The organism is Mesorhizobium sp. CA5, assembly GCF_020165105.1.
In the GTDB taxonomy this organism is placed as follows: domain Bacteria; phylum Pseudomonadota; class Alphaproteobacteria; order Rhizobiales; family Rhizobiaceae; genus Mesorhizobium.
Map to the genome: position 1 here is coordinate 219869 of NZ_JAIUHJ010000009.1, position 21207 is coordinate 241075.

Below are 21207 nucleotides of genomic sequence, written 5' to 3' on the forward strand. Positions count from 1 at the left end.
CCTCTATACGCTCAATAAAGCGGCTCCTCGAACAGCGTCTTGTCGCCGTCCATCAGCGCCTTGATCTGTGCCGTGCCGTCGGAGGCGAGCGCGAGCTTGATGCCGAACGGCCGCACGCGCATGTCGTCCTGGATCGCCATTCCTTCGCCTTCCGGCAGATAGAAGCGGTCGATCCCGTAGTCGGGTGCGATTGTTGCTTCCGGATCGCTGAGGCCCCAGCCTTCCCCGACATGGCCGGCAATGTCTGCTTCGTCCACGCCTGCTGGGGCCGGCGCTTTGCCGAACCACGCCGCGGTCGGCTGCCAATAGCCGTCGGAGCCCTTCTTCAACCGGACCACGATCGCTGTGTCGTCGCTGGAGAACTTGCCTTGCGGAAGGTTGACGATCAGCTTCACCGGGATGCGCGAAATGTTGTTGTTGAGGGAGATATAGTCGCCGCGCAGGAGGTCGCGCGGATCGACGGGTTGGATTTTCAAGAGGACTTCCTTGCCGTTGCGCAGGATCGCGGCCCGGCCGGCTATGATCCAGCTGAGAAAGCCGATCTGGAAGAGCGCCAGCACCAACGCCGAGATGATGAGCTTCTTGCCGGTCATGCTGCTGCTCCTGTCTCGGCGGGCGCTCTCATGCGCTTCTCGATACGGATGATAATCAGCGCCAGTACGCCGAGCAGCACGGCAGCCGCCAGGAAGAAGCCGGCCGTATCCAGCATCGAAAGCAAGGTGACGCTATAGATAATTGCGAGTTCGAAGGCGAAGCCGGCATAGGCCAGCCGGCGCAGGCCCCTGCTCTCGCGGCCGACCAACATGATCGCCGCCACGATGCCGGCAAGCGCTACGATCGAGGCGAGGGCGAAACCACTATTGTAGGTGCTTTCATCCGCCAGCTCGAACTGGATCATCGCCATGCCGGTGAGGAAGCCGAGCAAAGCGTGCAAGGACAGCCGGCCGCCGAGTTGCAGGATCCTGTCGATTGGATCGCCGGCAAAGACCGCGGCCGCAAAGAGCAGCATTGACGCAATGGCCAGCGACACGGCCACCGGCAGCGTGTCGTGATCCGTCGCCAGCAGAACCAGATAGAGAATGACAGACAGAATGATGAGGTGGCGCGCTGCCCGGCTGCGCGTCCAGAACGAAACGGCGAACAGGATGATCGCCATGACGATGAAGAGATGAGGAATTTCCGCGCGCCAGTAGAAGCCGAACCCCTTGAGGACCAGCCAGGCATCGGCAATGCCGACCGCAGCCACCGTCAGCGGGTTCGAACGCAGCGCTACTGCCGCCAGCGCGGTGCCGACGCACCATGTCACCAGCGCCGAGGCCTCGTCGCCAGAAAGATGGTACATCTGGCCGATCAGCGCGATCGATCCGCCGAAGGCGGCGGCTGCAATGATCCACAGCGCCTCGCCGATCGCGGCATGGTCGCGCGTCTTCAGCACCGCGCCGCCGACATAGCCGGCCAGGATGACGGCGAAAAGCGCCGCCACACGAACGACACGCGGAATGGCCTCCCAGTTGGCGGCGACGAAAATCAGGATCGCTGCACCGAACAGAAGCGCCGCCATCATTGCCAGGATCGAGCCGAAACTCAGCGACGCGCGCTCGTTGGCAGCGACGTCGCGCGTCAATGTCTCCGCCGTGGCGGGATCGATCAGCCCTCTCTCCCGCCAGCGGGCGATATCCGCCCTTAGCCGTGTCGTATAGCTCGCCATGCTTTCCCCCAAAGCCTGGTCATTTCCTCAACCGGGGCAGCCAAACCGTTGACGCGGCGGCACTTTCCGATTCGGCCTTCTTTGCGACGCAGGCGTGAACGGCCGTTAATGTTGCATTGCACAATTTGCATTGCTGCCATGCGCCAACGGCACTTTTAAACCGATATGATCCCACCTATTTTCTGTTCGTACACAAACGGAATGATCCGAAGTTAAAGACGAAACGAGAACTACCATGAACCTGATCCGCAACTACCGCAACTGGCGCCGCTACCGGGACACCGTCTCCGAGCTGAACCGCCTGTCGAACCGTGAACTGACCGACCTCGGCATCAGCCGCAGCGACATTCACTACGTCGCCCGCAAGGCGGTCTAATCCGCTCGGACCGCAAATGGTCCGAACCAGTTTTGAAGAGAGTTAAGACAATGAACCTGATCCGCAGCTATCGTAACTGGCGCGTCTATCGCGACACCGTTGCTGAGCTGGGTCGGCTTTCGAACCGCCAGCTCCACGATCTCGGCATCGTTCGCGACGAGATCAAGATGGTCGCCCGCAAGGCGATCTAAGCAGGGCATTTCGCCAGGGTCGACCTCCTCCCCGACCCTGACGGATACGGCCAACCCTCACCTCCTCCCGAGGGTTGACCACCAAAACGGCGCCCGCCGGACCTCCTCCCCCGGCGGGCGTTGTTCCCGAAGCGAACGCAGTTCGTCTTCGAAGGCTTCGCCCCTTCTCAAAGGCGAAAAGAATTTTCGTCCTCAAGGGCGATAAGGAATTTCGTCAAAGCCGACCTCCTCCCCGGCAATGACGAATGAAGGTCGATCTTCACCTCCTCCCGAGGATCGACCCCCAAAACGACACCCGCCGGACCTCCTCCCCCGGCGGGTGTTGTTGTTTCTGGCGCAGGCACCGGCCTCGTGCGTTGTCAGCTGGCAATTGCAATCGCCTCCCCAAGCTATTATTCCGGCGCTCATGAGCAAAAATCCCGTACACGTCATCGGCGGCGGCCTCGCCGGCTCCGAAGCCGCATGGCAAATTGCGCAAGCCGGCGTTCCGGTCGTGCTGCATGAAATGCGCCCGGTACGCGGCACCGACGCGCACAAGACCGACGGCCTGGCCGAGTTGGTCTGCTCCAACTCCTTCCGCTCCGACGATGCCGAAAACAACGCCGTCGGCCTGCTGCACGCCGAAATGCGGCTGGCCGGCTCGCTGGTCATGAGTGCCGGCGATGCCAACCAGGTGCCGGCCGGCGGCGCGCTGGCGGTCGACCGTGACGGCTTTTCCGACGCAGTCACCGCGAGGATCGAGGCGCATCCGCTGATCACCATCCAGCGCGAGGAAGTGCCGGGGCTGCCGCCAACTGATTGGGACCAGGCAATCATCGCCACCGGCCCGCTGACGGCGCCTTCGCTGGCGCAGTCGATCGCCGAAGCTACCGGCGCCGATGCGCTCGCCTTCTTCGACGCCATCGCGCCGATCGTGCATTTCGACACGATCGACATGAACACAGCCTGGTTCCAGTCGCGCTACGACAAGATCGGTCCCGGCGGCACCGGCAAGGACTATATCAACTGCCCGATGGACAAGGAGCAGTATCTGTCCTTTGTCCAGGCGCTGCTCGACGGCCAAAAGACCGAGTTCAAGCAATGGGAAGGCACGCCCTATTTTGACGGCTGCCTGCCGATCGAGGTGATGGCCGAGCGCGGTGTCGAGACCCTGCGCTACGGGCCGATGAAGCCGATGGGGCTGACCAACGTCCACAATCCGACGGTCAAGGCCTATGCGGTGGTGCAGCTCCGGCAGGACAATGCGCTGGGCACGCTCTACAACATGGTCGGCTTCCAGACCAAGCTGAAGCATGCCGAGCAGGTGCGCATCTTCCGCACCATCCCCGGGCTTGAAAACGCGGATTTTGCGCGTCTCGGCGGCCTGCACCGCAACACCTACATCAACTCGCCGACGCTGCTCGATCCTACGCTGCAGCTGAAATCGCGCCCCGGCCTGCGCTTTGCCGGCCAGATCACCGGCTGCGAAGGCTATGTCGAAAGCGCCGCCATCGGCCTGCTCGCCGGCCGCTTCGCCGCCGCCGAACGCCTCGGCCAGGCGCTATCGCTGCCGCCCTCGACCACCGCCTTCGGTGCACTGCTCAACCACATCACCGGCGGTCATATCGTCTCGGATGACGAGCCCGGCAAGCGCTCCTTCCAGCCGATGAACGTCAATTTCGGCCTGTTTCCGCCGGTGGAAGCGCCGAAGGCCGAAGGCAAGCGCCTTCGCGGCAAGGACAAGACCGTCGCCAAGCGCCACGCCATCACCTCGCGCGCTTTGGCCGATTGCAGGGTGTGGCTGGGGCTGCCGGCGCGGGCGGAAGCGGCGGAGTAGGGTTTTCGGTGCGGGTTGGACGGCCCATATAAAGTAGGATACTATCCCACTTTATGCGTGGAGCAATGCCATGGAATCCGCTGAGAAAATGTCCATCACCGTCACGCCAGCCATGGCACGTATGATCCGCGAAAAAGTCGAGGACGGCTCCTTCGGCTCCGCTAGCGAAGTCATCCGCGCCGCGCTCCGCGCCTTCCAGCGCGAGGAGCAAGAGCATGCCGAGCGCATGGCATCGATCCGTGCGCGCGTAAAGACTTCGATCGAGGACAAGAGACCCGCCGTCCCGCTCGATGAAGCAATCGACCGGGTGAAGAACCGAATTTCACAGCTGGCGCAAGGCCGTGATGATCCAGCGCCTCGTCGTCGTTCTTAGCGAAAACGCGATCTCCGATCTCGAAGCGATTGGCAGCTACATCCTTGAGAAGGGCGGCAGCGAAAACGTCGCCAATGGCTTCATGGATCGGGTTAGAGAGCGCTGCCGAAGCATCGGCAACGCACCTCGCGGCGGCCGCTCGCGCGATGACATCGCACCCGGGCTACGAACCGTCCCTTTCGAACATTCCGCGGTCATCACCTATGTTGTCGAAAGCGATGTCGTTCTCATACTCAACATCTTCTACGGCGGCCGCGACTACGAGACATTGATGCGCGACGGTGGTTCTGGCGATCAATCCTAAGGCGTTGATTACTCCGCCGGCTCCGCGCCTGCCCTCGGCAAGCCCGGCTTGCCCGCCTCTCCCGGATTCCTCCGCACATAAGCCGCCTTCAGCGTCTGCGACGTATCGCGCGAACCGTCATGGCTCCAGCCTGGCGGCTGGATGAGATAGTTGACACGCTGACCAGGCGTCAGGCCCGGCGCCAGCGCATCCTTGAACATGCCGGTCCATTCGTGGAAGGCCACCTTCAGCGGATTGAAGGTGCCGATGTTCTTGACGATGCCGTAGCGCGGCCGGTCCTCCTCCAATTCCTCGACGAAGGTGCCGAACATGCGATCCCAGACGATCAGCGTGCCGGCATAATTGGCGTCGAGATAGCGCGGATTGGTGGCGTGGTGGACGCGGTGGTGCGAAGGCGTGTTGAAGATGAATTCGAACCAGCCCCACATCTTGCCGATCGTCTCGGTGTGGATCCAGAACTGCCAGACCAGGTTGAAGCCGAAGACGAAGGCTATCACCGCAGGATGGAAGCCGAGCAGCACCAGAGGCGCCTGCAGGATGAAGGTGAAGGTGAACAGCCCTGTCCAGCTTTGTCTCAGCGCCGTCGAGAGATTGTAGTGCTGGCTGGAATGATGGTTAACGTGCTCGGCCCACACCCATCGCACCCGGTGCGCGATGCGGTGGTACAGGTAGTAGCGCAAATCATCGAGCAGGAAGGCGGCGACAAACACCCAGATCGACAGGCCGAGATTGAAGAAGCGGAATTGCCAGAGCCACAGCAGCGCCCAATAGGACACGACGCCGAGCAGCAAGCCTGCGACGACATTGCCGGTCCCCATCATCAGGCTGGTCAGCGTGTCGCGCGTTTCGAACGATCCCCTGGCGCGGCCGGTGCGCACCAGCCAGAGCTCGATCAGGATCGCGGCGACGAAGAACGGGATCGCAAGCTGGGTGACCTGCGGGAAATTATACTCGTCCATCACGCCGCCTCCCGGATCCGATCATGGCTTTGCAATGCCGCCGCCACGGCCAGCGCGCCGGCTTCGTCGGCAAAAGCAAACCGCCCGCCTTTCCAGGTGAAATCATTGAGCCGCAGCGAGACCACATTGCCTTCCCTGGTCAGCGCCAGAATGTCGTGGGGCGTGACGATGCGCGTCAGAAAACAATCGCCTATGCTTCGGACGATGCCGCAGCGCTGCGGGCCAAGATCAAGAAACGCGGCATGGCTGTCGGCTGTCAGCCGTATTGAACCCGGTCTTTCGTCGGGAAAATCCTCGGCAAAGCGTGCGAGCGCATGATCGGCGCCGGCAAGCGTCGCGGTCGTCGTGCCGCCGGTGAAATGCACGGCCGCGACCGACAGCGCGATGCCGAACACGACAAGGACGACCAGGACTAGCAGGCTCATGGAAAGACGGCTCCTCCGGCGGCCCGCATTTCTTCGACGCGAGTCCACATGGACGGAATCCCTAGCACGGTTGACGTTTACGTCAAAGGGGGCGTCCAGCCCCGCATCGCATGATGCAAGAGCAGCCAGTGCCGGCGCAAGGTTGAGAGCGTTGCCGTCGCACTGAGCGGCGACCTGCCCGTCTTCTCCATCCTGTCGAGATAGGCATGGGTCAGCGCTAGCGGCAGGAAGGTGGGCCGCAGCGCAACGGGAAGCGCTGGCGCACCTTTCTCAAAGGCGTTGAGATGCTCGCGCGCCAGCGCAATCATCGCCGCAACCGCGCGCTCGGCGGCTGCCCCGCCTTCGCCTTTGACGAACTCTTCCGGCGTCGTGCCGGCCGCCGAAAGGATGTCGGCGGGCACAAAACACTGTCCGCGCCGACGATGGAGCGGCAGAAGCAACAACAGGCCGGTGATCGCCTGCGCGCAGCCGGCCCTGCCCGCCAGTTCGGCAAAGCCGGGCGCCGCGGCGGGATCGAGCACCATGGCCGCAAGCTGGATCAGCGCCGCGGCCGTCTCGCCGCAATAGCCTTCGAGATCGGTCCGCGACGGCATCGGGTCGTCATAGAGATCGAAGATGCGCGCCTCGAGCATGTTCTCGAAAGCAGCCTTCGGCAACCGGCAGGCGGCGATCGTCGCACGCAGCGCATCGGCGGTCGGGTGGCCTGTCTCGGCATCCCCTTCGGCCGAAATGACGTCTCGCCACCATTGCAGCCTGACCTCGCCCGGCAGCGGCTCATGGATGCGATCGCGCACGCCGGCGATCTCGGCATTGAAGGCGTAGATTGCGAGAAGCGCGTCACGCTTGTCGGCCGGCGCGTAAAGCGCCGACAGATACCGGTCATGGTCGACGGCGCGCACCGCACCCATGACGATGTCGCCATTCTTGATGATCTTGGACGTGCCGGGCATTCAATCGACGGCGATCAGCGCCGCGGCCACGGCGCGGTCTTCGGCGAGCAGCACATTGTAGGTCCGCACCGCCGCTCCCGTCGACATCGGGTCCGCCGAGATCCCGGCGTCCTTGAGCGCGGCGCGCAGCGCCGCCGGCAGCGGCCGCAGTTCCTTGCCCATCCCGACCAGCAGGATCTCGACTTTGCCGGCCTCGGCGAACAGCTTGTAGAAATCCGCGGCTTTCAGCGCCAGCGGATCGGCGGGCTCCCAGCCATGGATGCCCGACGGCAGGACGAGCAGCGATCCGCGATGCGACATGTCGGCAAAGCGAAAGCCTCCATTGCCATAGGCCTCGATCGGCGCCTTGCCCGGGAAATGCGCCTCGCGGATGATGATGCCTTTGGCCATGGCTCTAGAACATGATGCCGAAACGGCGTCAGGTCGCCACCGCCTTGCCGTTCACCGGCTCCTCAGCCGAGGCCTGCGGCCTCAGCTTGAAGAGGATCAGCAGCGGCGCGGCGATGAAGATCGACGAATAGGTGCCGAACACCACGCCGAACAGCATCGCCAGCGTGAAGGAGCGGATCACCTCGCCGCCGAACAGCACCAGTGCCAACAGCGCCAGCGACGTGGTGACGGAGGTCAGCGTGGTTCTGGACAGCGTCTCGTTGATGGCATTGTTCAAGAGCTGCGGCAGCGGCATCTTCTTGTATTTTCGCAGATCCTCACGAACGCGGTCATAGACCACGATGGTGTCGTTCAGCGAATAGCCGATGATGGTCAGGATGGCCGCCAGCGACGACTGGTTGAACTCCAGCCCTGTCAAGACGAAGAAGCCGATCGTCATCACCACATCGTGCACCGTGGCCACGATGGCGCCGACGGCGAACTGCCATTCGAAGCGGAACCAGACATAGAGCAGGATGCCCGCCAGCGCGATCAGCATGGCGATCGTGCCCTGCTTGGCCAACTCGCCTGAGACCGTCGGCCCGACCACCTCGACGCGGCGGAAGTCATACTGGTCCTGCAGTTCGCCCCGCACCTTGTCGATCACGGTCTGCTCGGCATTCTCGCCGGCGTCCTGCGTGCCGACACGGATCAGCACGTCATTTGGCGCACCGAACTGTTGCACCTGGATCTCGCCGATATTGAGCTCGGAGAGCCTGTTGCGGATGTCGCCGAGATCGGCATCGCCCTTCTTGGACTGCACCTCGATTATTGAGCCGCCTTTGAAGTCGATGCCGTAGTTGATGCCAAGAGTCAGGAACCCGACGACAGACAGGATCGACAACGTGCTGGAGAGAGCGAAGGTCCAGCGGCGGATGCCCATGAACGGGATCTTCGTGCCTGGCGGAATGAAGGTGACCGGCGCGCGCGGCAGTTCCTTCGGCCGGGCGCGGCGCAGCCAGATCGACACCAGCATGCGGGTGAAGGTGAAGGCGGTGAAGACCGTGGTCAGAATGCCGATCGCGTAGGTGATCGCAAAGCCCTTGACCGGCCCTGTGCCCAGCCAGAACAGCACCACGGTGGCGATCAGCGAGGTGACGTTGGAATCGATGATCGTCGCCAGCGCCTTCGAGAAGCCGGTGTCGATCGCCTGGATCACCGAACGGCCGTTGCGTCGCTCTTCGCGGATGCGCTCATAGATCAGAACGTTGGAGTCCACCGCCATGCCGATGGTGAGCACGATACCGGCGATGCCGGGCAAGGTCAGCGTGGCGCCGAGCAGCGACAGCGCGCCGACGATCATTGCCACGTGCACAGCCAGAGCGATGTTGGCCAGGAAACCGAGGAACCCATAGGCGACGAACATGAAGGCGACGACGAGGATTGAGCCGATCACGCCAGCCACCTTGCCGGCGTGGATGGAGTCCTGACCAAGGCCCGGGCCGACCGTACGCTCTTCGATGATCGTCAATTTGGCTGGCAGGGCGCCGGCGCGCAGCAAGACGGCGAGGTCGTTGGCGCTCTCGGTCGTGAAATTGCCGGAGATCTGGCCGCTGCCGCCGAGGATCGGCTCGCGGATCACCGGTGCCGAAATCACCTGGTTGTCGAGCACGATGGCGAACGGCTTGCCCACATTCTGTTGGGTCGCCTGGCCGAACCTGGTCGCCCCGCGGGAATTGAACGTGAACGAAACCACCGGCTCATTGGTCTGTGAATTATAAGTCGGCGTCGCATTCGACAGGTCTTCGCCCGAGACGATAACGCGGTTCTCGACGAGGTAAGGAACCGGAGGGTCGTCCTGCGAATAAAGGACCGAGTCGCCAGCCGGCGGGCGATTCTTCATCGCGTCCTGGACCGGCACCGACGTGTCGACCATCTGGAACGTCAGCTTGGCGGTCTGGCCGATAATGTCCTTAAGCCTTTGCGGGTTCTGGAGCCCTGGCACCTGGACCAGGATGCGGTCGTCGCCCTGCCGCTGCACGATCGGCTCCGTCGTGCCAAGCGCGTTCACGCGTCGCTCCACCACCTCGATCGCCTGCGAGAGAGCGGTCGTGGTGCGGTATTTGATGCCCGCATCCGTGACGGTGAACTTCAACAGCCCAGGCTCGGAATCATCCAGCGCCATCGACTGCACGGAACCGCCGGCAAACAGGCCGGCGGTGACCGGATTGGTTATCGGCTTCAGCGCTGTCTTGGCGGCTTCGACCTGGCTCGCATCGTTGATGCGCACCTGCACGGTTCGGCCTGTTCCGCCAAGGCCGGTATATTGGATCTTGGCGTCGCGCAGCAGTGTCCTGATCTCGTCACGCGTCGTCTGCAGCTGATCCTTGATCAGGTCGTTCTGATCCATCTGCAGCAGGATGTGCGAGCCGCCCTGAAGATCGAGGCCCAGCGTCATCTGCCGCTTCGGCACCCAGCTCGGCAATTGCGCCAGCATGCTTGCCGGGAAGAGATTGGGCGCGGCGAGGATCACTGTGACGGCCACCGCGAGCCAGATCAGGATCATCTTCAGGCGCGAGAAATAGAGCATTCGTTTTATCCGTTCAGGCGTACAAGCGGCAGCGTTCCGCCATCGAGGTTAGGATTACTTCTTGGCGTTCTGGTTCGCCACCGGCTCGCCCTTGACGCGCACGTCCGAAATCGTCGAGCGCAGCGCCGTCACCTTGGTTCCGCCGCCAAGGTCGATCTCCAGCTCGTTGTCGTCGATCACCTTGGTCACCTTGCCGACGAAGCCGCCGCCGGTCACCACCGTGTCGCCGCGGCGCACCGCCGACAGCATTTCCTGGCGCTTCTTCAACTGCGCGCGCTGCGGCCGGATGATCAGAAAATACATGATCACGAAAATCAGGACAAACGGCAAAATCGAGATCAACATGTCTGGCGAGGCGCCGACGCCCTGGGCGTATGCCGGTGTAACGAACATCAAGAAACTCCTGGATGGTGAAATACCGCCGGGGCGGCCCCGCGAAATTTGGCCGGAATATAGTCGGTAAACTTGCCAATGCAACTGCGCTGCGAGCCCGATCCGTTGCTTTTCCAGCCGTTTGCGGCGTGCTAGAGCGTCGCAGCAGAAGCGGCTTCGAGGCCACCGAAAAGATCATGCTCCAACAAAAGCTTGGAGCTGGTTCTTGCAGCGATGTCATGGAAGCTGCTCCCACACGCTGAAATGCCTAAACAAAAAGACCTGATATGACCGACAGCCTGGACGCATTGAACAAGAAACTCGATCGCCTGATCGAGGCAGTCGCTCGCCTCGCTCCGCCGCCGGTTCCTCGGACCGATCTCGGTGTTGCCGACTGCTTCGTGTGGCAGGCAGACCCTGGCTTCCTGGAACCGGTGCGCAAGGTCAACCGCGTCGACATCGGCCTGATCCGCGGCGTCGACCGCGTGCGCGACATCCTGCTCGACAACACCGAGCGTTTCGCGTCCGGTTATGCGGCCAACAACGTGCTTTTGTGGGGCGCGCGCGGCATGGGCAAATCGTCCCTGGTCAAGGCCGTGCATGCCACGGTGAACGCATCCGACAAGCTCGAGCGGCCGCTGAAGCTGATCGAAATCCACCGCGAGGACATCGACACACTGCCCAAGCTGATGGGTCTCCTGAAGGCGGCCCCCTGGCGCTTCATCCTGTTTTGCGACGACCTTTCCTTCGATCACGACGACACGTCGTACAAGTCGCTGAAGGCGGCGCTCGAAGGCGGCGTCGAGGGCCGGCCCGGCAACGTCATCTTCTACGCCACGTCCAACCGAAGGCATCTGCTGCCGCGCGACATGATCGACAATGAGCGCTCCACCGCCATCAACCCTTCGGAAGCGGTCGAGGAAAAGGTCTCGCTTTCCGACCGCTTCGGCCTGTGGCTCGGTTTCCACAAATGCTCGCAGGACGAGTATCTCGACATGATCGACGGCTATGTCCGCTACCACGATCTGGCGATCGACCCCGAGCAGCTGCGCGCCGAGGCGCTGGAATGGGCAACCACGCGCGGCAGCCGTTCCGGCCGCGTCGCCTGGCAATTCACGCAGGACCTCGCCGGGAGGCTCGGCAAGCCGCTCAAGGATTGAGATCGGCTAGGTCCAGACCTGAAAAAGCCCGCTCCTTGCGGAGCGGGCTGAAGACGGCGGGCCGGACTGGAGGTCAGGCGGCCCGCAAACGGTTCTTGTTCTATTCGAGGTAGCCGCTCGGATCGACCGGAGCCGAGTTCTTGCGCACTTCGAAGTGCAGCTTGGGCGAGTCGGTGGTGCCACTCATGCCGGACAGCGCGATCTCCTGGCCGCGCTTGACCTTCTGGCCGCGCTGCACCTCGATCGAGCTTGCATGGCCATAAACGGTGACCAGGCCGTTCTCGTGCCGCACCAGCACGGTGTTGCCGAATTCCTTGAGGCCGTCGCCGGCATAGATCACGACGCCGTTCTCGGCCGCCTTGATCGGCGTTCCTTCCGGCACCGCGATGTCGACGCCGTCCTTGCCGGAGCCGAAGCCCGAGATGACCCGGCCGCGCACCGGCCAGCGCATCTTGCCGATGCCGGTCGCGTCGGGCGCCACCGCATCGTCGTCCTCGGCCTGCTGGATGACCTTGGCGTCCTTCTTCGGCGGCGTATAGGAGGCGAGCGTCTCGGTGGTCTTGGCCGCCGGGGGCGTCGTTGCCGTCGTCACCGGATCGACCGCCGGCTTGGTGGCCGCGGGCTTTGCCGCGGCAACGGCGACCGTGCCGCCGGCCGGAACCTTGAGCGTCTGGCCGATCTTGAGCAGGCCGTCCTGCATGCCGTTGGCCTTCTTCAGCGCCACGACGCCGACGCCGGTCTTCCTGGCGATCGACGACAGCGAGTCGCCTTGCTGCACCGTGTAGGAGCCGCCGGCGCCGGCCGGCTTGGCCTCGGCCATCTGTGAAGCTGGCTTGGGGTCCTTCGAGCCGCTGGCCGCGGCCGACGTATCGACCTGAGCGGCCGACTTGCCGTCCTTGATTTTCGGCTGCTGCGGCAGCACCGCGACCTTCTCCGGCGCGCCGGCAGGCTGCTTCGGCGTATTCACCGGCTTGCCCTCGGCGACCTTCGGCTCCTTGCTGGAATAGGCATAGGCGGGAATGACGATCTTCTGGCCGCTGCGAATGCCCTTCTTCGGATCGATCCCGTTGACCTTGGCGATGGCATCGGCAGGCACGCGATAGTGCTGCGCCAGGCCCGAAAGCGTCTCGCCGTCCCTGACCACGATTTCGGTCGCATGCGGGGCAGCACTGGCGTTGCGCACGGCGTCGGGCTCGGCCGTCTTGAACGGCTTGGCCGGCGCGACGGTGTTGGTGGTCGTCCTGTCGACATGCGGTGCGGGGGCAAGTGCGGGAGCCGGAGCAAGTGCCGGGGCTGACGCTGTGCGCATCGGCCTGGCCGGCGCGGCGGCAGGCTGCGAGGGCGGCGGCAGCTGCTGCGCCGTGACCGGCTCGAGGCTCGAGCGGCTCACCGACTGGGTGTGGGTGCCGTCGACCGGTGCCGGCGCGACCGCGTCGCCCGGATAGGGCTGGTCGACATTCTGCTTGTTTATGATGGCGCGCTGATTGTTGGTGGACGACGTGAACACGTCGTCGACACCGTTGAAGCGCATCGACTGGGAACTGCACCCGGCCGCCGCGCCGGCAATCATCAGGACAGCGCAACCGCGCGCCAGATTACGTCTGTTTGCCTTCAAGTGATTGAATTGCATCGCACTAACCCGCACAGACCCGGTACAAACTGGTCACGATTAAAGCGCGTTAATGTTACTGGGCGGTTAACCCATTAGAATCCGACAAAAATTTTCTTAAAACATTGGCGGAAATTTTGGCGGGGGCTGTGAGGCCCTTAAATCACCATCGCGACGCTGCGCAGGATCGGCTGCAGCCTGACCATGCCGATGTCCTCGCGCTCGAAGCGGCTGCCGACCTTGGTGAGCTTGGCCAGCACCTGCTCGCCCTCTTCCGGACCGATCGGCGCGATGACGATGCCGCCGCTCGACAGCTGGTCGAGCAGGAAGCGCGGCAGGCTGTCGAAGGCGGCCCAGGCGACGATACGGTCGAACGGTCCTTCATTGGGCAGGCCATTCGAGCCATCGGCCTGGCGGACGATGACATTGCTGATCGCGAGCGCCTCGAAGCGCTGCTTTGCCTGCTCGGCCAGCGTCTTGTAGCGGTCGACGGTGATCACGCGCGCCGCAAGCCTCGACATGACAGCGGCCGTGTAGCCCGAACCGGTGCCGATCTCGAGCACGCGGTTGCCCGGCTCGATGTGGAGCGCGGCGATCACCGCCGCCTGCAGATCGGCGCCCTCGATCGCCTCGCCGCATTCGATCGGCAGCATGCCGTCCGACCACGCAACCGCATGGAACTGCGCCGGCAGGAAACCACGCCGCGGCGTCGCCTCAAAGGCGGCGACCAGCGCCTTGGGCGCCGCGCCCCTGCCCCGCAGCCTGAGCAGGAAAGCGGCAAAACCTTCGCGGTCGTCGATGCCCGTATTCATGCCAAAACCGTGTTCATGCCAAAACCCTATTTTATGACAGCGCCTTGGTCAGTTGGTCGCGGAGTTCATGGGCGGTGAGATCGAGCTGCAGCGGCGTCACCGACACCAGCCGATTGCGCAGCGCGTAGAGGTCCGTCCCCTTCTTGCCTTCGACGGGCTCGCGGCCGAAGCGCAGCCAGTAGTAAGGCAGGCCGCGCCCGTCGCGCCGCTCGTCGACCCAAAGGCTGTGCACCAGCTTGCCCTGCGCGGTGACGACGGTGCCCTCCACCTCGTCCGGCGCGCAGTTCGGGAAATTGACGTTGAGCAGCACGCCTTCCGGCAGCGGCGTCTCCACCAGTCTATTGAGCAACGCCGGCGCCAGCGCCTCGGTCGTCTCGTAAGGCACGACGCGATCCTCGCCGACATAGGAATAGGCCTGGCTTACCGCGATCGAGCGGACGCCGAGCAGCGCGCCTTCCATGGCGCCCGCAACGGTGCCCGAATAGGTGACGTCGTCGGCGATGTTGGCGCCGGAATTGACGCCGGACAGGATCAGATCCGGCGGTCCAGGCAGGATTTTTTTCGTGCCCATGATGACACAGTCGGTCGGCGTGCCGCGCACGGCATAGTGCTTCTCGCCGATCTTGCGCAGCCTGAGCGGTTCCGAGATCGACAGCGAATGCGCGTAGCCGGACTGGTCCTGCTCCGGCGCAACCACCCAGACGTCGTCCGACAGCGTGCGGGCGATACGCTCGAGCGACGCCAGCCCCTCGGCATGGATGCCGTCGTCATTGGTCAGCAGGATGCGCATCAAGTCACTTCGCTTCGATCTTGGCGAGACCACCCATGTAAGGCCGCAGCATTTCAGGAATGGTTACGCTGCCATCCTCATTCTGGTAGTTTTCGATGACGGCGATAAGAGCCCGGCCGACCGCGGTGCCCGAACCGTTGAGCGTGTGGACGAAGCGATTGCCCTTGCCGTCCTTGTCCTTGTAGCGGGCATCCATGCGCCTGGCCTGGAAATCGCCGCAGACCGAGCAGGACGAGATTTCGCGATAGGCGTTCTGCCCCGGCAGCCAGACCTCGATGTCGTAGGTCTTGCGCGCGCCGAAACCCATGTCGCCGGTGCAAAGCGTGACGGTGCGGAACGGCAGGCCGAGCCGCTTCAGCACCTCTTCGGCGCATTCAGTCATGCGCTCATGCTCGGCGAGCGAGCTTTCCTGGTCGGTGATCGAGACCAGCTCCACCTTGTAGAACTGGTGCTGGCGCAGCATGCCGCGCGTGTCGCGGCCGGCCGACCCCGCCTCCGAGCGGAAGCATGGCGTCAGCGCCGTATAGCGCAGCGGCAGTTTCTCATGCGCGGTGATCTCTTCGCGCACGAGGTTGGTCAGCGGAACCTCGGCCGTGGGGATGAGCCAGCGCCTGTTGTAAGGGTCAGACATATCCAGTGCAGCTGCAAATGTTTTGGCTAAATCGTGCAGCGGAGAGTCAAAACTTGTTTCCGCAACCAGATCCCGAAAATGATCCAGTTTTAGCTGATGCGAAAATAGCTGCGTTGCCGCGAATAGGTCCGACTCGAACTTTGGCAACTGTCCAGTTCCAAACATCGCATCGTTTTTTACCATCAATGGCGGGATGACTTCCTCATAGCCATGCTCGGTCGTGTGCAGGTCGAGCATGAACTGGCCGAGCGCCCGCTCCATGCGCGCCAGCTGGCTTTTCAGCACTGTGAAGCGCGAGCCGGACAGCTTCGCCGCCCGCTCGAAATCCATCATGCCGAGCGCTTCGCCGATCTCGAAATGCTCCTTCACCCAATTCGGACGCGTCGGCACCTCGCCGACGATGCGCTTGACGACATTGTCTTGCTCGTCCTTGCCGACCGGCACATCGTCAAGCGGCACGTTGGGCAGAACCGCCAGCGCGTCGTCCAGTGCCTTGTCGAGTTCGCGCTCGCGCGCCTCGCCATTCTGGATGAACGCCTTGATCTCGCTGACTTCGCCCTTGAGCTTCTCGGCGAGCGCTGAATCGCCTGAACGCATGGCGTTGCCTATCTCCTTCGAGGCGGCGTTGCGGCGTTCCTGCTTGACCTGCAATTCGCTGAGATGCGAACGCCGCGCTTCGTCCTTGGCGACCAGGTCGTCGACCGTGGACTGCGCTTCATCCGCCGGCCACGAGCGCTTCACCAGCGCTTCGACAAGGGCCTTGGGGTTGTCGCGAATCCATTTGATATCAAGCATGGTCGATCCTCAAAGCAATTCATGTCGCCCAGAAGTATGTCGCGGTTCTGGGACAACGACATGCATCAAAACTAAGACTTAAAGCGATGCGCTTTAAGGATCGAGGGCGTAAACCGCATCCGTCATCGATGCAAGACGGCGATCAGGACGACAGCCGCGATTTTCCCGGCTTGACGCCTTTGGCCTAGGCCGACGGCGCGTCCGGCGTGTTGCTGGCGGCAGAGCTCCCCGCCTCCGCCTGCTCGCGCGCTAGGCGGTCGCGCGCCTGGCTGCGTTCAATCATGCGCGAGGACCAGATGGCGACCTCATAGAGAATGATGGTCGGGATGGCGAGGCCGCACTGGCTCATCGGATCGGGCGGCGTCAGCACGGCCGCAACGACGAAGGAAAGGACGATCGCCCATTTGCGCTTCTCGGCCAGCGCCTGCGACGACAATATGCCGACGCGGGTCAAAAGACTGGTCACCACCGGCAGCTGGAACACCAGGCCGAAGGAGAAGATCAGCGTCATGATCAGGCTGAGATATTCCGACACCTTCGGCAGCAGCGAGATCTGCACCTGGTCGTTGGTGCCGGTCTGCTGCATGGCCAGGAAGAACCACATGACCATCGGGGTGAAGAAGAAATAGACCAGCGAGGCGCCCATCAGGAACAGGATGGGCGATGCGATCAGGAACGGCAGGAAGGCACTGCGCTCGTTTTTGTAGAGGCCAGGCGCGATGAACTTGTAGATTTGCGTGGCGATCAGCGGAAAGGCGATCACCATGCCGCCGAACATGGCGAGCTTCACCTGGGTGAAGAAGAACTCCTGCGGCGCGGTATAGATCAGCTCGACCTTATGCGGGTCGAGCCCTGCCCACTGCGTCGCCCATTTGAAGGGGACGACCAGAAGGTTGAACAGGCGCTTGGCGAAGAAGAAGCAGACGAGAAAGGCGACGAAGAAGCCGCCCAGCGACCAGATCAGGCGGCGGCGCAGCTCGATGAGATGCTCGATCAGCGGCGCTGACGATTTCTCGATTTCTTCCCGCTCCTTGTCCGAAACGCTCACTTGGTGCCGCCCGTCATCTTCTTGTCGTCGGTTGCCCTCTTCGCGGCCGGCTTCTTCGCCGCGGCAGGCGTTGTCTCAGTCTTGGGCGCGACCTTCCTGGCGGGCGCGGCGGCTTTAGCCGCAGCCGGCGAGGATTTGGCCGGCGCTTTCGCTGCCGACGCCTTTGATGCCGCTGCCGTTTTCGCCGCCGTGCTGGCGGTCCTTGCCTTGGCGGTCACGGCCTTTTTCGCCGGCCTGGCCGGCACGGCGGTGTCAGAAACCGGTGCGGTGACGGAGGCGTCGGTCATGGCCGGGAAGGCTGGAGCGGCAGAGCTAGCCTCGGGTCCACCGGCGCCAGGCAGGTCCGTCGCACCGTTCTTGAGCGGCTCGGCGGCCTGCGGCGTTTCCGCTGCCGGCGCCGCCGGATCGGCGGCCGGCTTGGGCTTCATCATCGTATCGACGCCGGCGCGCACATCGGCCGCGGCCTGCTCGAACGGATTGAGCTGCTTGCGCACCTCGTTCATCGGATTGAGGCCGCGAAGACTATCGATCGAGCTCTTCACATCGTCGAGCTCGGCTTCCTTCAGCGCTTCGTTGAACTGCTTCTGGAAGTCGCCGGCCATGGCGCGCAATTTCGCCGCGGTGCGGCCGAAGGTGCGCAGCATGTTGGGCAAATCTTTCGGCCCGACGACCACGATCATGACGACCGCGATCACCAGCAGCTCGCTCCAACCGACTTCGAACATGACAATCTATTCCGACGGGTGCCTGCCGCCCAAAAATGCGAAGCGGTTTTGGGACAACGGCATGCTCAAAGCAACAACCAAGCTCAGCTCTTGCTGACCTTTTCCTTGGCCGGCGAAACAGTCTCGTCAGCGCGATGCTCGACGGTACGCTTGTCGTCGGCGTCGTCGTCGGCCATGCCCTTCTTGAAGCTCTTGATGCCCTTGGCCATGTCGCCCATCAGTTCCGGGATCTTGCCGCGGCCGAACACCAGAAGCACGATGACCAGCACGATCATCCAGTGCCAAATCGAAAATGAACCCATAACAATCTCTCTCGAATGGTTTCCCTCGGCGATGATCTATGCGTTTTCGCTCGGGGATTCAAACACAACCGCTACGAAGTTGATAAAATGGCTAGCGGATGTCACGCACTTTCGGCGTGAGCGGCTTGCTACGAATCCGCGCAGGCTCTGCTAATAGACCATTCGCGGCGATTTGATGATCACTCGTCGGTGACGCGCGGCGTCAGCAGCCCGAGCTCCTCGAGGTCGATATCCGTCAGCGCATCCTCGTCTTCGGCGAGCGCGTCCGGGTCGGCCGGCGGCACCGGCATCGAGAAATTCGCCGGCATGCGCGTCGAGAGCAGGCCAGCGCCCTTCAGCTCTTCCATGCCGGGCAGATCGCGGATCTCCTCCAGCGCGAAATGATCGAGGAAAGCGTCGGTGGTGCCGTAGGTCACCGGCCGTCCGGGCGTGCGGCGGCGCCCGCGCATCCTGACCCACTCCGTTTCCAGCAGCGTGTCGAGCGTGCCCTTCGACGTTTCAACGCCCCTGATGTCCTCGATCTCGGCGCGCGTCACCGGTTGGTGATAGGCGATGATCGCCAGCACTTCGAGCGCCGCGCGCGAGAGCTTCCTTTGCTGCACGGAGTCCCGGCTCATCAGGAAAGCCAGGTCGCCGGCGGTGCGGAAGGCCCAGGCATCGCCCACCCGTACCAGGTTGACGCCGCGCTTGGCATAGATTTCCTGCAGATCCGCCATTGCGGCGGCAATGTTGACGCCTTCCGGCAGGCGCGCGGCAAGCTGCTTTTCGCTGACCGGCTCGGCACTGGCGAATATGATCGCCTCGGCCATGCGCACGGCTTCCGACAATTGCAGCCGCTCGGCCGGGTTTTCGATGGAACCCTGCTCGGCCACCTCGTCTTCCGGTTCGTCCTCGACCTTGAACGGGATGACCGACGCGTTGGCGCGTTCGCTCATGATACCACCTCGACTGCCCTTACCCCTTGCGCGCGGCCGCGCAGATAGATCGGCGCGAACACCTGATCCTGCCGCACTTCCAATTTGCCCTCGCGCACCATCTCGAGCGTCGCCGCGAAGGAACTGGCCATCGCCGTGCGCTTCTCCTCCGGCGCCGCCAGATATTCGATCAGGAAGCTGTCGAGCGTCGTCCAGTCGCCGACCGAGCCGATCAGCCGCGCCAGCACCTCGCGCGCATCCTTGAGCGACCACACGGCGCGCCGGGCGATCGTCACATTGTTGATCGCCTGCCGCTGGCGCTGCTGCGCATAGGCGGTGAGCAGATCGTAGAGCGAAGCCGAAAAGCTGTTGCGCTTCTCGACAATGACCATTTCCGGCATGCCGCGCGCAAAGACGTCGCGGCCAAGGCGGTTGCGGTTCACCAGCCGCGCCGAGGCGTCGCGCATGGCTTCAAGGCGCTTCAGCCGGAATTGCAGCACCGCCGCCAGTTCCTCGCCGCTTTCGCCCTCCTCGCCCGGCTGTTTCGGGATCAAGAGCTTCGACTTCAGGAAAGCCAGCCACGCCGCCATCACCAGATAGTCGGCGGCAAGCTCGAGCCTCAGCGCCCGCACTTTTTCGACGAAGGCCAGATATTGCTCCGCGAGCGCCAGGATAGAAATGCGCGCCAGATCGACCTTTTGGTTGCGGGCAAGATGCAAAAGAAGATCGAGCGGGCCTTCGAAACCCGCCACGTCGACGACCAGCGACGGGTCGCCGGTCAGGCGTGAATCGTCGTTCTCGGCCCACAGGCGGTCCATCGGTGCGGCCTTCGCGGCCTTGCCTTCCAATGTCTCCGCCACTTGCCTTTCGTCCCTTCGGTTCAGGCCACCGCTTCGAAATAGGTGGCGAATTCTGCGCGTATGGCCGTTTCGTCGGCGACGTCGCGATCCTTTATATAGGTCAGCGCCCGCTCGGCGCGCTGCAAAGACTTGCCTGACAGCGCCGTCGTGCGCGACGCGATCCCCGACATCTCCTCGAAAACGCCGTTGCAGTGAAGGACGAGATCGCAGCCGGCCGCAAGGATCGAGGCCGCCTTTGTCGGGAAATCCCCAGAAAGTGCCTTCATCGACGTGTCGTCGCTCATCAGCAGCCCGTCGAAGCCGATCTCGCCGCGGATCACCTGATCGACGACCTTGGCGGACGTCGTCGCCGGATTGTCGGGGTCGACTGCGCTGTAGACGACATGCGCCGTCATCGCCATCGGCAGCTCGTTCAACGCCTTGAACGGGGCAAAATCATGCCGTCTGAGTTCATCGAGCGGCGTATCGACGGTCGGCAGCGCGAAATGCGTGTCGGCAAAGGCGCGGCCATGGCCGGGAATATGCTTCATCACCGGCAGCACGCCGCCCGACATCAGCCCCTTGGCCGAGGCCCGGCCAAGCTCGATCGCGGCGTTGGGCTCCTTGCCATAGGCACGCGCGCCGATGACGTCGCTGGCGCCTTCGACGGGCACATCGAGCACCGGCAGGCAGTCGGCGGTGATGCCGAAGCGCGAGAGATCGAAGGCATGCAGCCGTGCCATCAGCCAGGCGGCGCGGCGGCCGGCCTCGCGGTCGTCGCGCCATAACGCGCCAAGCGCGCCGCCGGCCGGGTAGTTCGGCGCCAACGGCGGACGCAGGCGCTGCACCCTGCCGCCTTCCTGATCGATGAAGACCGGAGCCTCCGGGCGACCGACGCAGTCGCGCATCGAGGCGACGAGGTCGCGGATCTGCCCGGCTTCGCCGATGTTGCGCGCAAACAGGATGAAGCCCCAGGGACGTTCGTCCCGATAGAAATGGATTTCGTCCTCTGTGAGGGATTTCCCGGCGCAGCCGAGGATCATGGATTTTGATTCGCTCATGCCCGGAAGCTTAAGGCTTTGAGCGAGCAAAGGGAATCACCCCTGCCCTCGGACCAGCCAAAGCCCGCAACCGTCCACAACGAAAAGC

Annotated in this window: 23 protein-coding genes and 2 pseudogenes; 6 read left to right on the forward strand and 19 right to left on the reverse strand. The window is 63.3% G+C overall.

Translation table 11 applies throughout. The annotated features are described in order from the left end of the window. Positions 1-11: 11 nt before the first annotated feature. Both LB529_RS14545 and LB529_RS14550 read right to left on the reverse strand, forming a co-directional pair. Positions 12-593, reverse strand: coding sequence for a GDYXXLXY domain-containing protein (locus LB529_RS14545; protein ID WP_224711441.1), 582 nt, complete (start codon positions 591-593; stop codon positions 12-14). Further along, the gene (locus LB529_RS14550; protein ID WP_224711442.1) at positions 590-1708 is read right to left on the reverse strand and encodes a DUF2157 domain-containing protein; all 1119 of its coding nucleotides are present in this window, start codon (positions 1706-1708) and stop codon (positions 590-592) included. The genes LB529_RS14545 and LB529_RS14550 overlap by 4 nt, the downstream gene beginning before the upstream one ends. Before the next feature lie 235 nt (positions 1709-1943). Here LB529_RS14550 and LB529_RS14555 point away from each other — a divergent pair, with 235 nt between their 5' ends. The 5 genes from LB529_RS14555 to LB529_RS14575 all read left to right on the forward strand — a co-directional run bounded on the left by LB529_RS14555 (position 1944) and on the right by LB529_RS14575 (position 4768). Further along, positions 1944-2084, forward strand: a complete 141-nt coding sequence (locus LB529_RS14555) for a DUF1127 domain-containing protein (protein WP_095765031.1) — start codon at positions 1944-1946, stop codon at positions 2082-2084. Positions 2085-2134: 50 nt separating this feature from the next. Beyond that, positions 2135-2275 (forward strand): DUF1127 domain-containing protein, encoded by a 141-nt coding sequence (locus tag LB529_RS14560; protein WP_071031998.1) that lies wholly within the window; start codon positions 2135-2137, stop codon positions 2273-2275. A 406-nt stretch (positions 2276-2681) separates the two neighbouring features. Then, positions 2682-4091 carry a methylenetetrahydrofolate--tRNA-(uracil(54)-C(5))-methyltransferase (FADH(2)-oxidizing) TrmFO gene (trmFO, locus tag LB529_RS14565; RefSeq protein WP_224711443.1) on the forward strand — a complete coding sequence of 470 codons (1410 nt, stop codon included), beginning with the start codon at positions 2682-2684 and terminating at the stop codon, positions 4089-4091. A 70-nt stretch (positions 4092-4161) separates the two neighbouring features. Beyond that, a complete protein-coding gene (locus LB529_RS14570; RefSeq protein WP_224711444.1) occupies positions 4162-4464 on the forward strand; it encodes a type II toxin-antitoxin system ParD family antitoxin in 303 nt (100 codons plus the stop codon). Next, a complete protein-coding gene (locus tag LB529_RS14575) occupies positions 4436-4768 on the forward strand; it encodes a type II toxin-antitoxin system RelE/ParE family toxin (protein WP_224706740.1) in 333 nt (110 codons plus the stop codon). Before LB529_RS14570 ends, LB529_RS14575 begins: the two co-directional genes overlap by 29 nt. A gap of 8 nt (positions 4769-4776) precedes the next feature. Here LB529_RS14575 and LB529_RS14580 read toward each other — a convergent pair whose 3' ends face one another. The 6 genes from LB529_RS14580 to yajC all read right to left on the reverse strand — a co-directional run bounded on the left by LB529_RS14580 (position 4777) and on the right by yajC (position 10454). Next, positions 4777-5727, reverse strand: a complete 951-nt coding sequence (locus LB529_RS14580; protein ID WP_224711445.1) for a sterol desaturase family protein — start codon at positions 5725-5727, stop codon at positions 4777-4779. Further along, positions 5727-6152, reverse strand: a complete 426-nt coding sequence (locus tag LB529_RS14585) for a hypothetical protein (RefSeq protein ID WP_224711446.1) — start codon at positions 6150-6152, stop codon at positions 5727-5729. Before LB529_RS14585 ends, LB529_RS14580 begins: the two co-directional genes overlap by 1 nt. Before the next feature lie 77 nt (positions 6153-6229). Continuing rightward, positions 6230-7102, reverse strand: a complete 873-nt coding sequence (locus LB529_RS14590; protein ID WP_411962503.1) for a phytoene/squalene synthase family protein — start codon at positions 7100-7102, stop codon at positions 6230-6232. After that, a complete protein-coding gene (locus tag LB529_RS14595) occupies positions 7103-7492 on the reverse strand; it encodes an Mth938-like domain-containing protein (RefSeq protein WP_224711447.1) in 390 nt (129 codons plus the stop codon). Positions 7493-7520: 28 nt separating this feature from the next. Continuing rightward, positions 7521-10061, reverse strand: a complete 2541-nt coding sequence (secDF, locus tag LB529_RS14600) for a protein translocase subunit SecDF (RefSeq protein WP_224543651.1) — start codon at positions 10059-10061, stop codon at positions 7521-7523. A 54-nt stretch (positions 10062-10115) separates the two neighbouring features. Next, positions 10116-10454, reverse strand: coding sequence for a preprotein translocase subunit YajC (yajC, locus tag LB529_RS14605; RefSeq protein ID WP_095765024.1), 339 nt, complete (start codon positions 10452-10454; stop codon positions 10116-10118). 266 nt (positions 10455-10720) lie between these two features. On the opposite strand from yajC, the gene LB529_RS14610 reads away from it, so the two are divergent. After that, positions 10721-11593: an ATP-binding protein gene (locus LB529_RS14610; protein WP_224711448.1), complete on the forward strand. Its 873-nt coding sequence runs from the start codon at positions 10721-10723 to the stop codon at positions 11591-11593. 100 nt (positions 11594-11693) lie between these two features. Here the strand turns inward: LB529_RS14610 and LB529_RS14615 are convergent, their stop codons facing one another. The 11 genes and pseudogenes from LB529_RS14615 to nagZ form a co-directional block, all read right to left on the reverse strand. Continuing rightward, positions 11694-13223: a peptidoglycan DD-metalloendopeptidase family protein gene (locus tag LB529_RS14615; protein ID WP_224711449.1), complete on the reverse strand. Its 1530-nt coding sequence runs from the start codon at positions 13221-13223 to the stop codon at positions 11694-11696. 137 nt (positions 13224-13360) lie between these two features. Next, positions 13361-14014, reverse strand: a complete 654-nt coding sequence (locus tag LB529_RS14620) for a protein-L-isoaspartate(D-aspartate) O-methyltransferase (RefSeq protein ID WP_224711450.1) — start codon at positions 14012-14014, stop codon at positions 13361-13363. 31 nt (positions 14015-14045) lie between these two features. Continuing rightward, entirely contained in the window at positions 14046-14804 is a 759-nt protein-coding gene (gene surE / locus LB529_RS14625) for a 5'/3'-nucleotidase SurE (protein ID WP_224711451.1), read from the reverse strand. A gap of 4 nt (positions 14805-14808) precedes the next feature. After that, positions 14809-15420: pseudogene (gene serS, locus LB529_RS29135) on the reverse strand (serine--tRNA ligase); the annotation flags it as partial. 123 nt (positions 15421-15543) lie between these two features. Next, a pseudogene (locus LB529_RS29140) lies at positions 15544-16230 on the reverse strand (serine--tRNA ligase); the annotation flags it as partial. Between the two features lie 184 nt (positions 16231-16414). Then, complete coding sequence (gene tatC / locus LB529_RS14635; protein ID WP_224525243.1) at positions 16415-17278, reverse strand: twin-arginine translocase subunit TatC; 864 nt, start codon at positions 17276-17278, stop codon at positions 16415-16417. Next, positions 17275-18003, reverse strand: coding sequence for a Sec-independent protein translocase protein TatB (gene tatB / locus LB529_RS14640; RefSeq protein WP_224711453.1), 729 nt, complete (start codon positions 18001-18003; stop codon positions 17275-17277). The genes tatC and tatB overlap by 4 nt, the downstream gene beginning before the upstream one ends. Positions 18004-18086: 83 nt before the next feature. Beyond that, on the reverse strand, positions 18087-18305 hold the full coding sequence (locus tag LB529_RS14645) for a twin-arginine translocase TatA/TatE family subunit (protein WP_027167260.1): 219 nt from the start codon (positions 18303-18305) through the stop codon (positions 18087-18089). A gap of 179 nt (positions 18306-18484) precedes the next feature. Further along, entirely contained in the window at positions 18485-19240 is a 756-nt protein-coding gene (gene scpB, locus LB529_RS14650) for an SMC-Scp complex subunit ScpB (RefSeq protein ID WP_224628189.1), read from the reverse strand. Further along, on the reverse strand, positions 19237-20037 hold the full coding sequence (locus LB529_RS14655) for a segregation and condensation protein A (protein ID WP_095765568.1): 801 nt from the start codon (positions 20035-20037) through the stop codon (positions 19237-19239). Before LB529_RS14655 ends, scpB begins: the two co-directional genes overlap by 4 nt. A gap of 62 nt (positions 20038-20099) precedes the next feature. Continuing rightward, the gene (gene nagZ / locus LB529_RS14660) at positions 20100-21119 is read right to left on the reverse strand and encodes a beta-N-acetylhexosaminidase (protein WP_140840472.1); all 1020 of its coding nucleotides are present in this window, start codon (positions 21117-21119) and stop codon (positions 20100-20102) included. Positions 21120-21207 lie beyond the last annotated feature (88 nt).